13 protein-coding genes are annotated in these 16,510 nt (G+C 60.2%); 7 read left to right on the forward strand and 6 right to left on the reverse strand.

Features of this window, described 5'->3' with window-relative positions; translation table 11 throughout:
• Positions 1 to 207: 207 nt before the first annotated feature.
• Both JN302_RS32830 and JN302_RS32835 read right to left on the reverse strand, forming a co-directional pair.
• Complete coding sequence (locus JN302_RS32830) at positions 208 to 1,110, reverse strand: ImmA/IrrE family metallo-endopeptidase (protein ID WP_202330406.1); 903 nt, start codon at positions 1,108 to 1,110, stop codon at positions 208 to 210.
• Complete coding sequence (locus JN302_RS32835) at positions 1,107 to 1,424, reverse strand: helix-turn-helix domain-containing protein (protein WP_202330407.1); 318 nt, start codon at positions 1,422 to 1,424, stop codon at positions 1,107 to 1,109. The genes JN302_RS32830 and JN302_RS32835 overlap by 4 nt, the downstream gene beginning before the upstream one ends.
• Positions 1,425 to 1,553: 129 nt before the next feature.
• On the opposite strand from JN302_RS32835, the gene JN302_RS32840 reads away from it, so the two are divergent.
• The 6 genes from JN302_RS32840 to JN302_RS32865 are packed head-to-tail and all read left to right on the forward strand — an operon-like array spanning position 1,554 to position 6,193.
• A complete protein-coding gene (locus tag JN302_RS32840) occupies positions 1,554 to 1,868 on the forward strand; it encodes a DUF2188 domain-containing protein (RefSeq protein WP_244846075.1) in 315 nt (104 codons plus the stop codon).
• Positions 1,865 to 2,779, forward strand: a complete 915-nt coding sequence (locus JN302_RS32845; RefSeq protein ID WP_202330408.1) for an AAA family ATPase — start codon at positions 1,865 to 1,867, stop codon at positions 2,777 to 2,779. The genes JN302_RS32840 and JN302_RS32845 overlap by 4 nt, the downstream gene beginning before the upstream one ends.
• The gene (locus tag JN302_RS32850) at positions 2,779 to 3,255 is read left to right on the forward strand and encodes a hypothetical protein (RefSeq protein WP_202330409.1); all 477 of its coding nucleotides are present in this window, start codon (positions 2,779 to 2,781) and stop codon (positions 3,253 to 3,255) included. The genes JN302_RS32845 and JN302_RS32850 overlap by 1 nt, the downstream gene beginning before the upstream one ends.
• Positions 3,252 to 3,755, forward strand: a complete 504-nt coding sequence (locus JN302_RS32855) for an HORMA domain containing protein (RefSeq protein WP_202330410.1) — start codon at positions 3,252 to 3,254, stop codon at positions 3,753 to 3,755. Before JN302_RS32850 ends, JN302_RS32855 begins: the two co-directional genes overlap by 4 nt.
• Complete coding sequence (locus JN302_RS32860; RefSeq protein WP_202330411.1) at positions 3,755 to 4,657, forward strand: CBASS oligonucleotide cyclase; 903 nt, start codon at positions 3,755 to 3,757, stop codon at positions 4,655 to 4,657. Before JN302_RS32855 ends, JN302_RS32860 begins: the two co-directional genes overlap by 1 nt.
• Before the next feature lie 12 nt (positions 4,658 to 4,669).
• On the forward strand, positions 4,670 to 6,193 hold the full coding sequence (locus JN302_RS32865; protein ID WP_202330412.1) for an SAVED domain-containing protein: 1,524 nt from the start codon (positions 4,670 to 4,672) through the stop codon (positions 6,191 to 6,193).
• Positions 6,194 to 6,570: 377 nt separating this feature from the next.
• Here JN302_RS32865 and JN302_RS32870 read toward each other — a convergent pair whose 3' ends face one another.
• Positions 6,571 to 10,047 carry a DEAD/DEAH box helicase gene (locus JN302_RS32870; RefSeq protein WP_202330413.1) on the reverse strand — a complete coding sequence of 1,159 codons (3,477 nt, stop codon included), beginning with the start codon at positions 10,045 to 10,047 and terminating at the stop codon, positions 6,571 to 6,573.
• 191 nt (positions 10,048 to 10,238) lie between these two features.
• On the opposite strand from JN302_RS32870, the gene JN302_RS32875 reads away from it, so the two are divergent.
• Complete coding sequence (locus JN302_RS32875; protein ID WP_202330414.1) at positions 10,239 to 11,420, forward strand: DUF2235 domain-containing protein; 1,182 nt, start codon at positions 10,239 to 10,241, stop codon at positions 11,418 to 11,420.
• Positions 11,421 to 11,431: 11 nt separating this feature from the next.
• Here JN302_RS32875 and JN302_RS32880 read toward each other — a convergent pair whose 3' ends face one another.
• From JN302_RS32880 to JN302_RS32890, 3 genes are all read right to left on the reverse strand, one after another.
• Complete coding sequence (locus tag JN302_RS32880; protein WP_202330415.1) at positions 11,432 to 12,238, reverse strand: hypothetical protein; 807 nt, start codon at positions 12,236 to 12,238, stop codon at positions 11,432 to 11,434.
• A gap of 253 nt (positions 12,239 to 12,491) precedes the next feature.
• Positions 12,492 to 14,720 carry an AAA family ATPase gene (locus JN302_RS32885; RefSeq protein WP_202330416.1) on the reverse strand — a complete coding sequence of 743 codons (2,229 nt, stop codon included), beginning with the start codon at positions 14,718 to 14,720 and terminating at the stop codon, positions 12,492 to 12,494.
• Between the two features lie 669 nt (positions 14,721 to 15,389).
• Positions 15,390 to 16,409 carry a hypothetical protein gene (locus JN302_RS32890; RefSeq protein ID WP_202330417.1) on the reverse strand — a complete coding sequence of 340 codons (1,020 nt, stop codon included), beginning with the start codon at positions 16,407 to 16,409 and terminating at the stop codon, positions 15,390 to 15,392.
• Positions 16,410 to 16,510: the final 101 nt, after the last annotated feature.

The following is a 16,510-nucleotide window of genomic DNA, read 5'->3' on the forward strand; positions in this document are numbered from 1 at the left end:
AGTAAGGGGCTGTAACAAGGAAAAATAATTGTTTAGAATCTTGCGCTGAAGCCTAACGGAAAGTGGACCGCCGGAGCAGGTGTTCACATTCGGCCGACGCGTCGCCACGATCCGCTTGTTGTCGCGGCAGATGTATTGAAAGCTAATAGCCAACGTTAGCAAACCTGAATGCTGCTCTGTGACGCAAAATGGCACCGTTTCCGCTCGTCACCATTCGCGGCGGCGCACCGCCGGGACGAACTTGTCGTAAGTATCGAGTTCCGGTTCCGCTTCCTCGTAGGATACGGGGCGTCCGTCTTCGAGGAGAAGCAGGGACAGCGAGAAGTCGTAGTACTCGGCGAACACCGTCATCTCGCGCACGGGCTCGCGCAGCCAGACGCCGTGGGGATGTTCGATACTGCCCCGACCGTCGACCAGCAATTCAGGGCGGGATGGAAGCGCCGCCGTCGGAATCTCTATAGGACCGGCCGATGTCTTGAAATACGCGCCGCTGCGCCACGCCGCATCGCTCGACCGCGCCCACAGGATATAGCCATCGCGCGAAACAACAAGAATGGCGCGCTTGCGGGTATAGCCGAGCCAGCGCAGCACCGCCGCGATAAGCGAGACGTTGTATCGTTCCGCGCAGGCCCGGAGCAGCTCGATATCGACCTTCGCGCCTTCGGGAATTTGGCGTCGGAAATCGTCGAGGGGCATGAGGAAATTGGCGGCGAAGACGTTGGCCTGATGCTCGACCTGCCCGTATTCCGAATCCCACCGCACGATCTGCTGCTGGCCGCACTGGAAGCCTTGCGGATACGCGAGACGGTGCAGCAGGTAGTGACCAAATTCATGCGCGAGGGTGAAATTGATCCGGCCTTTGGACGCGATACCGTTGTTGTAGATGATGCCCCAGCCCTTGCGGCCGTCCTTGGCCTTATACAGCGCGCCGTCGAAAGTGGGCAGCCGGTCGCCCTGAACGCTGACGATCGGGTCCTCGGGAAATCGCTGCTTCGAATATTCCCGGGCGATCATCGGAATATCGATCGGGAACCGGTCGGCCCCAAATGCGGCATTCAGGACATGAGTGATTTCGAAGGCCCAACGTTCGGGCGAGAACGGTGCTGTCATTCATCGTCGCCGATCAGGTCGAGCATCCGCCGAATCTTGTCCTTGGTGCCCGGGTCCATTCTGCGATATTTCCGGAAGAACGCGGTGTCCGTCGCGTCCTCGACCAGAACCGAATCAGTGATGAGATAATCGGGGGTGACGTCGAGGGCGATAGCGATCTTGGCGATCTTGTCGGCCGAAGGACGAGGGGGGTCCTTGTTCTCCAATTCCCAGATGTAGCTCTTGCTGGACTCGGCCATCTCGGCCAGCTTGTCGAGGGTGTAGCCTTTTCGTTTGCGCAGGCTGCGGATTTTGTCGCCAAGCGGCGTAGCCAATATCGAACTCCTTTTGTTCCGAGTTCAGAGTAGCACTACACCAGGTGCTTGACAACGCTCATTTCCTGAGTCCATCATGTTCGGAGTAGGCGTACTCGTTCTGACCTTAGTCCAGAAGGAAACCAAATTATGGTAGGAAAGCGCGGACCTGACACACATCATGTAGTACCCCATCACGGCGGCGGCTGGGATGTCAAGCGGGGCGGCGCTGACCGCGCCTCGGGGCATTTCGACACTAAACAGGCGGCGATTGACCACGGGCGACAGGTCAGCCGCAACCAGGAAACGGAGCTGCGCATCCACAACGCGACGGGCGTATCGCCCAGAGCGACAGCCATGGCCGGGACCCGAACCCGCCCAAGGGCTGACCACCTGGCCGTGCCCGCGGGCGCGGCCCCGTCTCAACAGGCGCCCGAGGCGGCGCCGGAAAGCGAACTGCGATGAAGCACACGCCGACGATGGACCTTGCCGACCTCCCGAAAGGCATTCAGCGCAGTCGCCCCCTGCCGGACCCGGCGCTCGGCGCGCTGTGGGAATCCATCATCCTCGACGAGGATATCAAACGCCGCCTGTTGTCCCAGGCCGTGCTGAACTTCACGATGCGCGGAAAGGTGGACCGCAGCGTGATCCCGCTGCACGGCGTCATCCTGCTTGTTGGCCCGCCGGGCACCGGGAAGACATCGCTCGCCCGCGGTCTTGCGCACCGCACTGCGGAGTCTTTCGCGGGTGGCAAATTCCGCCTGCTGGAGGTGGAGCCGCACACCCTGACCAGCTCGGCGATGGGAAAGACCCAGCGCGCGGTGTCTGACCTCTTCTCTCAGGCTATCGCGGAAGCGGCGGCGACGGGCCCCACCATAGTCCTGCTCGACGAAGTCGAGACGCTCGCCGCGGACCGCTCCAAGATGAGTTTGGAAGCCAATCCGATCGATATCCACCGCGCCACCGACGCGGTCCTGGTGCAGCTCGACATCCTCGCCGAAACGCATCCCAATCTGCTGTTCGTCGCGACCAGCAACTTCCCGCAAGCGGTCGACAGTGCCTTTACCTCGCGCTGCGACCTGGTCGTCCACGTACCGCTGCCCGACCGCGAGGCTTGCGGCCGTATCCTCAAGGATTGCCTGACCGGCCTTTCGCGGACCTACCCGGCGATCGGCAAACTCGCTGCCGCGCCGCAGTTCGCGCAGTGCGCCGCCGCGTGCGTCGGTCTGGACGGGCGCTCGATCCGCAAGATGGTCGCCAACGCCATCGCGACGAGCCCGCAGACGGCGATGAACCCCGGCGAGGTCACGATCGACGACATCCTCGCGGCGGCCAAGGCCGCCAAGGCGAGCCGCGCGGCGGGAGGCAAGGACTGATGAGCACCGTCGCCAGCCGTACCTTCCAGAGCACCCCGGGCCGTGACGCCCTCGCGACCTGGAACGCCATCGTCGATCTCCTGACCAAGGGTACCGCGGGCGCCGCGCGCACCGAACTCCTCGCGGTCGGCGGCGTCGCCGCCAGCATCATCGCCGACCAGGCGCCGCGGGACGCCGCAATCACCGTCACCTGCGATGGCCCCCGGACGCGCATTTATTGCCTCTATGACGACGACGCCATCGACGGCGGTGGCGCCAACGAAAACGCCCTTGGCTACGATCCCCTGAAGGGAGACTGGCGCGTATCACTGCCGTGCGAAATCGATGACCTCGCATGGGTCCAGGCAGCGCTGAAGAAGCACAGCACCCGCATCACCGCCCGCGACCGCGAGAAAGCCGTCAAAGACACGGGCGGCGCGGAGGCCGCGGCAGCGCAGACCCTCACCCTCGATCCGAAAGGGTTCCTCGGCTCATGACCAGCGTCGCCGTCAACACCTATACGCATTCCGCGACCTACGTGGCGGACAACATCCTGAAGAGCTTCAAGGACATCGTCCGGCTCAGCGGGCTCGACCCCGGCAAGTTCGCCGCCGACTGGGAAACAAACATGCGCGCGCTGAAAACGTGGCTCGGCACCGGCGACCTGCAGTCCGTCGTCCTCGAGGTGTTCAATCCCCGGACCGGGGCGCTCATCGTCCGCTGGGATATCGACGTCGTCTACAACTGGTCCTCGGGGGACGGCAGCTTCTGGACCGACACCGACCAGCTCAAATACCACATCCGCAAAGCCGGCCTCGCGCCGTCGGACGCCAGCTACGACATCTTGCTGCACACCAAGCCGGGCCGTCCCGATGTTAGCGGGTGGGGCAAGGGTGCCTACCGGTCGACGGACGGATTCGTAAGGCACAGCCTGGGCACGACGATTGAGCACAGCGGCCTTGGCGGCAACGCGGCTTACTGGCGGAGGGCGGGCTGATGCTGACGGTCGACGAGGCTTTCCGGAAATTCAAGAGCCGCCTTGAGCTGAACGACAGGGAGCAGGCGAACGCCTCCGCGCGGCAGAACGAGGTGCGCGACTATCTCGACACGAAATTCAAGATCGAGACCAGTTTCCTCACCGGCTCCTACAAGCGCCACACCAAGACGAAGCCGCTCAAGGACATCGACATATTCTTTGTGCTGAAAGACGCCGAGCGCCATTACCGCGACAAGGCGCCTTCCGTCGTCATCCAGGATTTCTGTGACGCGCTCGTCGCTAAGTACGGCAAGGACGCCGTGCGCAAGCAGAGCCGCTCGGTCAACCTCGATTTCGGCGTGTTCGTCGACGCCGAAGACAATACCGATTACCGCATCCTCAGCGTCGACGTGGTGCCCGCCTTTGCCAAGGGCCAGGACTACGAGATTCCCGACACCGACAGCGGCACGTGGATCAAGACCAACCCGAAGATTCACGCCGAGAAGGCGACGGCCGCCCACCAGGCATTCTCGAATGAGTGGAAGGGCCTCGTCCGCATGGTGAAGTACTGGAACAACAACCCCAAGCACGGCGCCGACAAGCCGGTAAAGCCCTCCTTCCTGATCGAGGTGATGGCGCTCGAATGCCTGCATGGCGGCTGGCAGGGCCGGTTCGACAGAGAGATGCAGGCGCTGTTCGCCACGCTCGCCGACCGCATCTTCGACACCTGGCAGGACCCAGCGGGATTGGGACCGGCTATTAGCAACGGCATGGACAACGCGCGTAAACAGCGCGCCCGGGAGCTACTGACGGCGGCGAGCCGGGACGCCTCCCTCGCCATCAATCACGAGCGCCAGGGCCGCCACGGCGGCGCCCTTGCCGCGTGGCGCGCCCTCTTCGGCAAAAAGTTTCCGCTGTCATGACGGAGAGGACCGATGGCTGAAGGCATAACGGCGCGCTGGCACGGGGACAATTACCAGTCGCGCGTCTTCTGGGAGAACGCCTTCAATCTTCTCGACGACCATTCGTGCGTCGTCGAAGTCACGTTCGAGGCAAACGGCCCTAAATCGTTCGACGATGTCGTGGTGCGCTACGATCCGCCGGTGGCGCGCTCGGGGCCCGACCGGGTGAATGCCGAGTACCACCAAATCAAGTGGCACGTAGAAACCGGCGGACGGTTCGGCTACGAGGACTTTGTCAGGCCCGACTTCATAGGGGCGAAATCCTTCTCGTTGCTCCAGCGCCTCAAGGAAGCGCGCGCCAAAGTGCCGCCGGGCCAGACAGCGCATTTCTCCTTCCTGACCACCTACCGCGTCAAAGACGGCGACCCGCTTGCGGACCTTATTTCCGGCAACGACCGCACGCTGATGGTGGAAAAGTTGTTTGACGGCACAGGCTATCGCAGCCGAATGGGGAAGGTGCGCCGGCTGTGGCGCGATCATCTTGACCTGGCGGACGATAACGAACTGAAAGCCGTAATGCGGGGCTTCCGGATTATCGAGGGTCACCGCACGCTCGACGAGCTGCGTTCGGAGATCAACCTGAAGGCGCAGGTCGTGGGAGTGATGGCTTTCAGCGCCAGCGACTCCGACTTCCGTTATGACGAGCTCGCACGGCAGATGAAGGTCAGGCAGCTCAATGCCCTGACCCGCGAGACGCTCTTGCAGCTCTGCCGCGACGAAGGGCTGCTGGTCCCACGACCTGCGAAATCAGATGCGTTCCTGCCGGTGGCCATCCGCAGCTTTCTCGGGCCTGCGGCGGATATCGCCGGCGCCGCGCCTGAGAACACATTGGTTCTCACCGACGATTTCCGGAAGCGCTATCTCCAGGACAGGCGCGACTGGCAGCACGACATCAGGCCCCGCGTTGAAGAGTTCCTGCGCGCGGCGGTGAAGAAGTCCGGGCAATTGCGCCTGATCCTCGACGCCCACGCGTCGATCGCCTTCCTCGCGGGCGCTGTTCTGGACGTCAAATCAGGCGTGGAAACCGAACTGGTGCAGAAGGGGCGGGTCGGGACGCGCGTCTGGCGCGCCGATGACGGGACCGCCTCGAAGGGCGCCCGGTTCGACGTGGCGCGGCATCGTCTTGGCGAGGGCAAAGAGATCGCCGTGGCCGTCAGCATCGCGCAGCCGGCCGAGGCACAGGCCCGGCAGTATGTGTCGGCGCAGTTGCCGGGCGCAGGGCAGCTCATCACGTTCTCGATGCCGGCGGGGACGGGGCACCAGACCGTCACCGGCGGAGAGCACGCCGCCGCACTGGCGGAACAAATCTCCAATGTGTTGCGGCAAGACAAGCAAGACGACCCCGATGCGCTGGTCCATATATTCGCCGCGGTGCCGAACAGCCTGCTGTTCTATCTCGGGCAGCATCACCAGAGCGTCGCGCCCTGCGTAGTCTATGAGTTCGACTTCGATCGCCGCGGGTCCAAGACCTATCAGCCATCATTCACCGTCGATTAGCGCCTGACAGGTGTGGGCAGCACTCGTGGTCGAGAGCTTGTATCGCCGTCACGTGCCGAATGGCTCCCACACATCGAGATGGTGGTGGACGATTGTCTCTTAAACAATGCCCTAAGCTTGACCGTCCGGAACTCCGATCAACGTGCGACCCCATCATCGACTGAGACTACTAATCACCGGCCTCACCAACCTGCCAGGCATCAGCCTGGCCAGGTTGTTCCAATAGACGGTTCCCGCGGAACCGTCTGCTTCCCCGCGTGGAGGCCAAGCTCATGGATCCTACGTTTGTTTCAGCCCGACTGGAAGTGCTGCACGGCGACACAATCAGGCTGTGGCCGAGCTTCGGCAGAACGATCACAGTGAGTGGTCCAACCATGCTACGGCGAACAATAGATCCTCATGCCGATGTTCGCCCGATTGGCCGACGTTTGGAGCGAAGCCAAGTAGTAGGTCATCTGCCGAGACCGAGGACTTGGCTCAGGTTTATTGAGCTCGTCGACCAGCGCCTGGCGTTCAAGGATGTTGCCTGCCCAGATCCAGATCTCCTTCTTGTAGCGAGCTGACCTGGCAGCGTCGCGTGCCCTCATCCAGAGCTTCGATCCCGGTTTGTTGTCCCGCACGATGCGTCTGGTGATTTTTCCGCCCGCGATCGTGACGGGCTTTTTCCATTCGGCGGTCCGGTCCGGCAAGGACTCTATCCGCGTAAGGAAGGCGATGCTCGCCTGCGCTTGTCGGCCGACCGCCTGGAGCGAGTTCAGACTCATTGTGGTGTCGTCTACTTTCGCATGAACGAGCACCACTCGCGGATCGATATCGTCGATGCAAATGAAATCGCAAGTTTCTGTGCCACCGTCATCACAAACGACGACGGAAAACTGATCGAGCAAGGCCGCCATCGTCGGGTCCAACGCGCGTATCGCGTCTTGATGTTGGGTATCTGGCTTACCGTGAGCGGCAAAACCGAGCTGCGCGTAGACGCCTCCAAAAATGCTCTCTGACACCCATTCCTTGACGCTCGATTTCGCTCCACCCTTTTCAGTTTTGACACCCGCCAGCCACGGAGATCCGACCACGAACTCGAGCGGTCCTCCGGGCAAGTCCTTCGCTATTTCGTCAATCGACCGTCGAGGGTGATAAAAATGTTTCTGCGCGTAGATGAGAGATGGATCGGTAGGAATGACCCTGAAGGCCTGATCGCGTGTCAGCATGCCGGACAGCAGCTGCGGCTTCTCCTTTTGAGTAGAATCCTTCCCTATCAGGTAGGAGTCTAGACCGGGGCACTCGACGACGTAACGGCCGCGCCGCCGCAACGTCCCGGTGATCTCATATTTGAGCTTGCCCACAAAGTGATCGTCATCGAGTTGTATGGAGAACGACCCATCCGCTTCGACATCGAGACATCGGTCGGCGGAGATCAAACCCGCAGCGCGTTCCGGTTTCCAATTCGGTGGGGCGTCGGCGCCGCTTTCACCGATCAACTCGGCAAAGTCGAAAAGGACGTTCAAAGGGACCGCTTTGCCAGGGGACGGAGCCGGAACCGCTTGTGCAAATCGCTCAAACGCTTTGCTGGGTTTGTCTGCCGAATCCAATTGCGCGGATACGGACGCTATCCAACTGGCATATTCCGAGACCGGCACATATTTGCCGCCGCCATCGGACACTGCGGAGCGTTGAAGGGAGAGGTAGCGCAGAGCCGCGTTTGGGGCGCCGTCGCGACGAATAGAGGCGCGCACGGATGTGGTCGCCTGCATGCCCTGTGCGAGATCGTAGAAGCCCTCGCTGAAGTCTCGCATTCGCACGGTTGCAGCCCGGACACCCATGTCCGAAATGTCGAGACTAAGGGCCGAGGCAACGGTCACTCGAGACGTCTCGCCGGGCTTGGCCATCGGCACCAAGAGCTGCATTTTTTCCGGGGGCTCCGGTTCGAGGCCAAGCTGCTCCGGGTCTATGACGAGCCCTTCGGTGTCCATAAGGTATAATCGGTCACCGGTCGTGGACAGTGCCATTACGCCGAGGTTCCAGGTGGGCATTGCGCGCTGGGTGAGCAGCGGTGAGTTGCCCCAAAGCACGTAAGCGATCAGGCGGACGTTCGAGGGATCATCGGTGCCGTTGGGTCCAAGTATGGTGGCGTCATGACGATCTTCGAGCCCCATCGCTAGCCTTGAAGCTTCTGCGATTTCGTCGAGGGATTTTCTCCCAACGTTTCGCATCACATATGCGCGGCACGGCAGTTGGATATCGGCGAACCCGACCTGTTCGTCATCGATATCAAACCGGTCGCGGAAATCGCCCGAGATGTACTGGACAGCCGGCGAGGCAGATCGCAGCGTTTCAAAGAACTGCGTTTCCCTCCGGAGCGCATCGCTGGGATTGGCATCGAACCTTTTCTCATATGACAGGTAGCGCTCGAACCGCTCGGCAAGATCGGCACTGAATGTATCTCTTCCCATGATGAGAGCAGTCTCATCGCGCCTGCGGTCGCCATAGCGGAGAACGCGCCCAATCTGCTGTACGACGGCGCGACTGGTTGAGAACGGTTCGCTTATCGCCACCCCTCCGAATCGACTGTCATCGACCCCCTCAAGCAGCTTCCATTGATGCAGCCAAAATCGAACATCGGCAGTTTCGCCAGCTGCGAGGGCCTCTGTCACATTATGGAAACGCAGTGCTGAGGCGTTCCGCTTCTCCTTGTGATGGATGAGTACGCTTTTCTCGCCGAGTGCTAGGAGTTCGGTCCGCAGTGTGACTAGACTCTCGTGTGTGTCGCCACGCACAATGATACGGGCTCGGTCAGGTTTTTTTGGATTCGTCTCCTTGCCAACCGCCTCGGCGAAACGGATGAGCTGCTGCGAAAAGCTCTCGCCAGACGCTGCTCCAGGACTATCCGACAGGAACCTAACGCCGCGAATGAGCCGCCGCTGTTTCGCTTCATCGAACGAAAGGTTGAATGCGAAACGACCATCGATGTCGAAATAGCGGAAATCGTTCCGGTAGGGCGTGGCACTAAATAGGATCGTTGGAAGGCCAAGGCTCCGAATGCATTGGGACCAAATGAACGCCGGCTCATAATGGCTTTCGTCAACGATCACGAGATCGAAGCTGTTCAGCAGCGCGACGAGTTTCTTTCGGTCCGGTTCCTTGAGATCGTCGCTCTCCTCCGTGTCGGGCGGAACTGCGTCGGGGCCGACAGGCCTGCGACCGCTCAGGCGATGCGCGGGTCGGTCAGGCCGTAGAATCTGCTCCAGAGCGGCAAAAGTCCCGACTACGACGATTCGATCATCGGCGAGCGCTGCAAGGGTGGCAGCATCACTCGGTAGCAAGCGCCTGACGGGACCGTTTGACGCTCGCGATCCGATTGCGGGATCCCCGGCTGCGCGCTGCCGCACCTCGTTACCAGAATAGATCAGTCCAAACCGGCTCCAAAGACGCGTGTGGAGATCAATCAGCATCTGATCGACCAATGCCCTACGTGGCGTGATGACCAGCGTCCGCTTGATGTCGTCAAGAGCGCAAGCCAGCGTTGCGATTACGCCGGTCTTGCCTGTTCCAGTCGGCATCTTCACGAGAGCAGCGCCCTTGCTGTCTTTTATCGTGCGGCGAGCGGCTAAGTAGGCGAGCGAAAGGCCGACCGCACGACGCTGTGGCGCCCATAAGCCTTGGTCCGGCAAGTATGAGCCCTGGCTTACCGCAGCCGTCCAAAATGAGTGCGCGTCGAGCTGCGCGGACAAGTGCTGGAAATGCTTTTCGCCCGCTTCCGTTATTGCATTCTTGTCGAGGGAAATGCGACCGCCTTGCCGATTGATGGATGAATGGTGTCTTCCATCGTCAGTTTCGAGTAAGTCTTGCAGCTGCAATTCGCCCCCCAAAAACCAGCTATTCGAGAAACCGTATCACCACTAAAGGCCCAGGTGGAAGAGTTGTTAGCGCTGCTGATTTGAAGTGATCTCAGATTCAACTAACGATGGGATTCCGACCGGATAGAGCGGGGCAAAGAATGGGAATAAGTTTCGTCGGCACAATTATTGGACAGTGAACGGAAATCCTCATGCCACAGCCGCCGCGCAAGCGAATAGCAATGTTTCTCGATGGGACTTGGAACACAGTCGCGGACAATACGAATGTGTGGCGACTCAATGCGCTCTGTGCAAGGACGAGCGCCGATGGGTTGGAACAGGTTCTTTACTACGATCAAGGTGTTGGCACGCGGCTGGGTGAGCGGTTCCGGGGTGGAATCCTCGGCTACGGTCTCGACCGTAACATCATGTCGGCGTATCGATGGTTGGTCGAAACCTATTCCCCCGGAGACGAGATTTTTGTCTTTGGCTTCAGCCGCGGCGCCTTCACAGCACGGTCGTTGGTGGGCTTGGTTGCCCGATGTGGTTTGCTTCAGCCTGGCGCTCCACTTTCCCTTGAAGAGGTCTTTGAACGCTATCGACGGGCTTTGACCCTGCGTCCGCTGTATAGACTCGAATTTGAACAGCGCGAGCTGCGGCGGCGCGAAAAGCGTGGCGGCACCGCAATGGACGATCCGCCGATCTACCCGCTGTCGCGCGAGGAAGCCTCCCTCTTGGCCTATTGCAAGCGCGTGCCGATCAAGATGGTTGGGGTGTTTGATACGGTCGGAGCGCTGGGCGTGCCCTTCGGAACCTCGCACTGGTTTCACAACACCCATCTCTCGACGATCTACAAAAACAGCTATCAGGCACTCGGCATCGACGAGCATCGCGCTGCGTTCGCGCCGACGCTGTGGACCCACTTCACGCCGGATCCGCCCGATGCATCTGCTCGACGGTCGAAACGCAGTGCTAATATCACCGAGCAGCGCTGGTTCGTTGGTGCTCATGCCAATGTTGGCGGCGGCTATCCCGCCAACAAACTATCGCAGTTGCCGCTCGCCTGGATGGTCGAGAAAGCGGAAAGTCACGGTCTCACTTTCCGCTATCCTGTGATCGTCGACGGGGATTCTCACCGGGATCAGATCGTCGATTCGTATAGCCAGTTCATGTACGGTCTTTATTCGAAAGTGACGGACCGCCATCAGCGCATTATCGGCGCACCCCGGCGCACTGTGACGAAGGGGTACTCTGACAACGTCAACGAAAGCATAGACCCTTCCGTATTTGCCCGCTGGCGAGAGGACCGCCACTACCGGCCGCCGGGGCTCGTTGACTGGGCCGAACTTCGTAAGCTTGATCCAGCTCAGCTGACCGCAGTTACCCCCGCATGAGGTGCGGTTGGTTAGGCCGGAGTGGCTTCGGAGACCCCCGCTTTATCCAATAGAAAATTGACAAGCTGTTCGTCGAACCCTGCGTCGCGGCGCAGCTGCTGAATGGCGGTCGCACGCTCCAACAATGCTTGCCGGTTGCCGACGCTTTGGTTCGCCTTCCATGCTTCGAGCGCGGTGAAGTATGGCTCCAGAAGCGATCGGACCTCGACGAAGGCCGCCATCATCGCAGCAGTCATCGCGTGGTAAGGCGCTTCGCCATCGACAAACGTGTGGAGATTGGTTTCCGCATCCGTCAGCTGCGCTGCCATGACCGGATCGTGTGGATAGACTCGCCTATTCCGATCCGCACGAAGCACCGCCTCCATCGCTCCTTTCGTCCGCAGCGCCCATTCGCGGCGCACCCCCACCAGAGCGTCCCGCGCCAAGCCGCAAACATCGATTGTGGACCGTCCTCGACCGGCAGCCCTTTCTTCTGCCGTGAGTGCAGGCTGGAGAAATCCGTCGGCGAAGAACTGCAGGTGCAGATGGGGCTGATCCTCACAGGGGTTGAGCAGCATCGGACGCTCCAGGGCAACTGCGGCCGGCGTGGTGGCGTATGAGGTTCCAGGCAGGATCGGGAAGCGATTGGCCTTGCCCGACTTGCTCCTTACAATCTTTCCGTCCCTCGACCGATGATGCTGCTTTCGCTCGCGATTGCAGTCGATGCACGACGGTAGAAGGTTGCCCCAGCTGGCTGCAAGCCAATAGTAGCCAGGCTTTTTAAGAACGCCGTGCTCGTCGATGTACCCGCCCTTCGGACGATAGTGTTCCACTTCCATCTGCGCGAGATGCGGGTAGTTGCTCTCGCAGTATGCGCATCGTGTCCCGAACAGAGCCCGCAACGCATCTCTGACAGGCTCCTCCTTGTAAACGGAGAACGCCGGCGGCTTGGTCGGCTTTGGTGGCAGGGATTTTTCTGTGGTGCTATCCCGCCGAAGAACCAGAGCGCATGTTCGAGTTCGGTCAACCCGTTTGAACCGATCTTGTTCAGTGCCGCGCACGCCGCCACGGCTTGGTCTCGAACGACCGGGATCACGCTGCACCCTCCACCCTAACCAGTGCCTCGCTCCATATCGACGAAAGCTCGGCATCGAGCGACTGTTCGCGTTCGGCGAGCTCAATCTGGTCGGGCACCTCAATGCGGCGCGCGAGAAATCGGTCGATGGCCTCCAGCATGCGGCGCTCACGTTCGTTCACGCCAAGCTTCTGCTTTTGATTGATATCGTTGCGCAGTGTTTCCATTCGTTGGCGGTCATCGGGGCTCGGGTGGTCCTCCCGAAGAAGCGCGTAATACTCGTCGAAAAGTGATTGGAGCGAGGGATCGAGGGTGCTTTGCAGACCAAAGTGCTCGGACATCAGGATCTGGTCCACCCGCATTCCGTCGATCGCCGGCAAGTCGGCGCGCATATGGATTCCACCGCGTGGCCCGCGTTGCAGAACGGCAACTTCACCATGGTGCAGCCCCCGCAGACATAGGGGCTCGTGCGTGGTCGCTATGACCTGCATCCCAGGCAGGATGCTCCGTACGCTCTCGACAAATCGGAGCTTCCAGGAGGGATGGAGATGATTCCCCACCTCATCGATCAGGACCAGGCCTTGCGCCAGGTCCGGAGTCTTCCAAGCCGGCAAGACGACTGAGAGGATGTCGGCGATGAGCGCGATCACCGTCTGATAGCCGTCGCAGAGCCTGGGGAGCGGGATAAGGGCCCCCCTTTCGATTATCCCGACTTCTCCATCCTGGCGGACAAGCTCGCGTTCGACGTCGACTGTCAGCGCCTTCTTGATCGCACCAGCGGCGTAGTCGAAAGCTTCAGCCGGTGCCGTGAGAAGCCATTGCTGGGCATCAACCAGCGGGATGAAGGGATCGAATAGGTTCTCTACGCGAGCATAGTTCGTGCCTTGAACCTCGGAATTCGGTTTGCGCGGCAGCAAGCGCGTCGATCCGTAGGCGAGCAGCATGAGCTGCGCCTCTCTCCCCGTCGCGGTGATCGTTCCGTCGGCTTGAATGCGTAGGGTTCGCGGCTCGGTGGCACCTGTCAGTCTGATACTGACTTCCCCAAAGTCTGCCCCGTTCCTCACCATCCTGGGAACATCTAGGTGCAAGGCATCGACGAGTTTCCCTCGATAGCGCTCTCCGACGAGTGCAAGAGCGATAGAGTGCAGGACCGTGCTTTTGCCGGTCGCGTTTTCGCCCAAGAGCATTAGCCAAGGCGCGCGTTCACTCCCGTCGATCACGTTGAGGTCGAGGTTAGCGATAGCGCGCAAATTCTTGATCCGGACAGACTCGATCAGACGGTCTCGCGTGCTGACATAGGCCGCGACGGTTTGCTCGGTCTCGGCTTCAAGCGAATAGCTCTCTTGATCAGCCTGGAATTTGTTGAGCGCGGTTTGCGCGGCGCGTTCCTCACCTGAGGTGAACGCCTTGACCGAGGCCGCGAGGGGATCGTTTGCGAAGGCCAGAGCAACCATCCCGTTCGGCTTCGCCGCTATCGCCTGACTGACGAGTTGCCGGCACATGCTCGCATAAGGGGCCTCGGGCGACATCATTTCCTTCAGGCGATTGACGATCTCGGTGTTGATCTGAGGCCCATCAGGACTCCCCTCTGAAAGCGACAGCACTTCGAGCTGACTGAGGACAGCGCGAGCGGTCTGCTGCCGGGCTTTGACCAACTCGGCACGGTTCAGTGAGAGAATTTCAATCGTCGTTAGCCCACGCGGGTCGTTGCACGAAACTGTGCCGTTCGACGAGAAGAGGAGGATATTCTCAACATCGTCGACGCATGGGTCCAGCAGGAGTGGGCATTCTTTGAGAAGCTCAGATGCCGAGGCGAGCACGGGGGCCCGGTCCTTTTCGTCCTCGAGCGGGAATCTCCCGCCCTTGGCTCGACTGCACATCGAGCAGGAAAGGTAGAGGTTGGTCCACTCGTTCGTCAGCCACCAATAGTGCAGCGGGAGGTACGTGCTGCCTGCGTCGAGCACCCCGCCCTTTGGCCGGAAATTGTCGACATCGCCATAGCCGATCGCCGCAATCTGCGACTCGCAATACGCGCACTTCCCGTTGAACAGTTTTGCGAGAGCATCCCTTACGGTCTTGTGGCGGTACAGTTTGAATTCGAAGCGCGAGTGTTGCCGCTTCTTGTCGAACTCGCTGTAAAACGCGCTTGCCTTTTGAAATTCTTCGTCCGCCGCGCCGCCTCTTCCGCGCCGCAGTACTTCAGGGAAAGGAACGCTGTCTCGATCAACTTTGATCACGGTCTTCATCCCCTAAGGCTCGCCTGCAAGGCAGTGAACACTGCCGAAAGCGCGATGTCCAATACTACAGGCGATTCTGAAGCCAGGATCGATACCGGAACCCACCTTTCGTCTTGCTTGCCCTCGCGGTGCAACGGAACCGGTCCAAGTGAGTTGGCGGATCCTGCCAATCTAAGCGGCACTCAAAAAGAGAGAGAGAGAGGGGAAACCAAAGATATCCTCTTGAAGTTTTCTCCGCCCCCGCAAATCCCGCCTTAGCGCGCAATTGGCAATTAATCCAAGATAACCGCTGTCGCCGTTCTTCGTCGACTACCACACGCTTGACCTCATCAAGGTCCATCGCTGCGGCAGGCGACAGGCGTGCCACCTTGGCCCAATGATAGAATTCGCGTCTATTGCCGTGTAAGCGCGCCCTCGTCGCGCGGCGTCGCGCTTCGTAGTGGGCGTTTTTTTCTTCAGCCACGAGCAGCCGCCGCGCGTCGTCTTGCCAACGTCGACGTAAATTCTTGCGGTATGCCAGCCACCGTCGAATGACCTCAAACATCGTGCTGATGAGACCTCATACACAACGTCAGGGATGGCAGCCCGAAGGGTGAAGACCTCAGGGCTTCAGCTTTGCCAACAGCCCGGCCCGACGGGCGACGCAACATCCCATCCTCTCGCTTCACCCGACACATCTCACTCGGAATGCGCCTGGTCCGAGCGCGCCCGCTCCACAGCTCGCCTGTTTCGCTCACTTTCCTTGATCCACTCCGGCGACTTGGTCAGGTTGTCGAGATCCGCGATCGCAGGTTCAATGAGAGTCTGCGGCACACCATCGTCGTTGAATGTGCGTTGCATATAACTCCCCACACGCGGAGAGCCGTAGAGCAAGCGGGACGATCTTCGCAGATAGTCGATTGCGCCTGTGTGCTTGGTCATAAAGCTAACCAGCATGGAGTGCAGCTTTTTCTGATTGGAATTCAGACGACGGCGATCAAGAAATGTTCTGGGCATCACTAGAAGGTGGTCATCTCCATTTGCGAACGGCGTCGCAAGCGCAAAGTCCCTGACAATCTCCTTATCCAGGACCTTGATCACAGGTTTGAACCTGTGGGATTCCTGCAGTTTCTGAAATTCGGCGCAGATCAGGCCGCCTGAGTAAGGCACGGCAAAGAACGTTATGTTCGTGCGCTCATCGAACCCGCGACGCCGCTGCCCCAGCTCCACGAGGGCGGGCCAGAGAGTAGATGCCGCGTTGTGCAACGCGGTGAATGAAAAGTGCGGTGACCTGTCTCGCGTCATCACCCGCCGATGAAAGTGTCCCGTGGCGCCGACCACATCGTTCGTCTGCAGGAGCCATACACCCCAACGCCAAAACACAAAGGTGTTGGTCGCACCGTTCAAGAAGGCCTCACCGCCGACTTCCATTTTCGCTGCGCTCATATGGTACGCGCTGACACCGATCGCGGCTTCGCCAACCTCCTCACTTTGGTGCACGACCATCTCGAAAATAGCTTCAGGCATGCGCCGCTGAAGTTCGTCATGGACCTCATGCGCGCGTTGGACGACGTGCTGCCAAGAGACGATATCCTGTCCGTACCCCTCATACGCCAGCAATAGGATGTTCTGCGGCAGCCCGGCGATACTCGCCCGCGAAGCGAGGAACTCGTTCAGCCGCATGCTGAATTCAGGATGGTTCCCTTCAAACATAGTCAACGCACGGGCTCCGAACGATTTTAAGCTGCACGCTAATACACATGTCAGCCGCTTTGTCATCTCAGCGAAAATCCCGGGCCTTCACTTTGATCTCGTCGATG

This window comes from Mesorhizobium sp. L-8-3 (assembly GCF_016756615.1).
Lineage (GTDB): Bacteria > Pseudomonadota > Alphaproteobacteria > Rhizobiales > Rhizobiaceae.

Excerpts from the sequence above, each read along its gene's own strand:
- JN302_RS32830 (WP_202330406.1), bottom strand. The coding sequence starts at position 1,110 with ATGACAGCACCGTTCTCGCCCGAACGTTGGGCCTTCGAAATCACTCAT.
- JN302_RS32840 (WP_244846075.1), top strand. The coding sequence starts at position 1,554 with ATGGTAGGAAAGCGCGGACCTGACACACATCATGTAGTACCCCATCAC.
- JN302_RS32845 (WP_202330408.1), top strand. The coding sequence starts at position 1,865 with ATGAAGCACACGCCGACGATGGACCTTGCCGACCTCCCGAAAGGCATT.
- JN302_RS32850 (WP_202330409.1), top strand. The coding sequence starts at position 2,779 with ATGAGCACCGTCGCCAGCCGTACCTTCCAGAGCACCCCGGGCCGTGAC.
- JN302_RS32855 (WP_202330410.1), top strand. The coding sequence starts at position 3,252 with ATGACCAGCGTCGCCGTCAACACCTATACGCATTCCGCGACCTACGTG.
- JN302_RS32860 (WP_202330411.1), top strand. The coding sequence starts at position 3,755 with ATGCTGACGGTCGACGAGGCTTTCCGGAAATTCAAGAGCCGCCTTGAG.
- JN302_RS32865 (WP_202330412.1), top strand. The coding sequence starts at position 4,670 with ATGGCTGAAGGCATAACGGCGCGCTGGCACGGGGACAATTACCAGTCG.
- JN302_RS32875 (WP_202330414.1), top strand. The coding sequence starts at position 10,239 with ATGCCACAGCCGCCGCGCAAGCGAATAGCAATGTTTCTCGATGGGACT.
- JN302_RS32880 (WP_202330415.1), bottom strand. The coding sequence starts at position 12,238 with ATGGAAGTGGAACACTATCGTCCGAAGGGCGGGTACATCGACGAGCAC.
- JN302_RS32885 (WP_202330416.1), bottom strand. The coding sequence starts at position 14,720 with ATGAAGACCGTGATCAAAGTTGATCGAGACAGCGTTCCTTTCCCTGAA.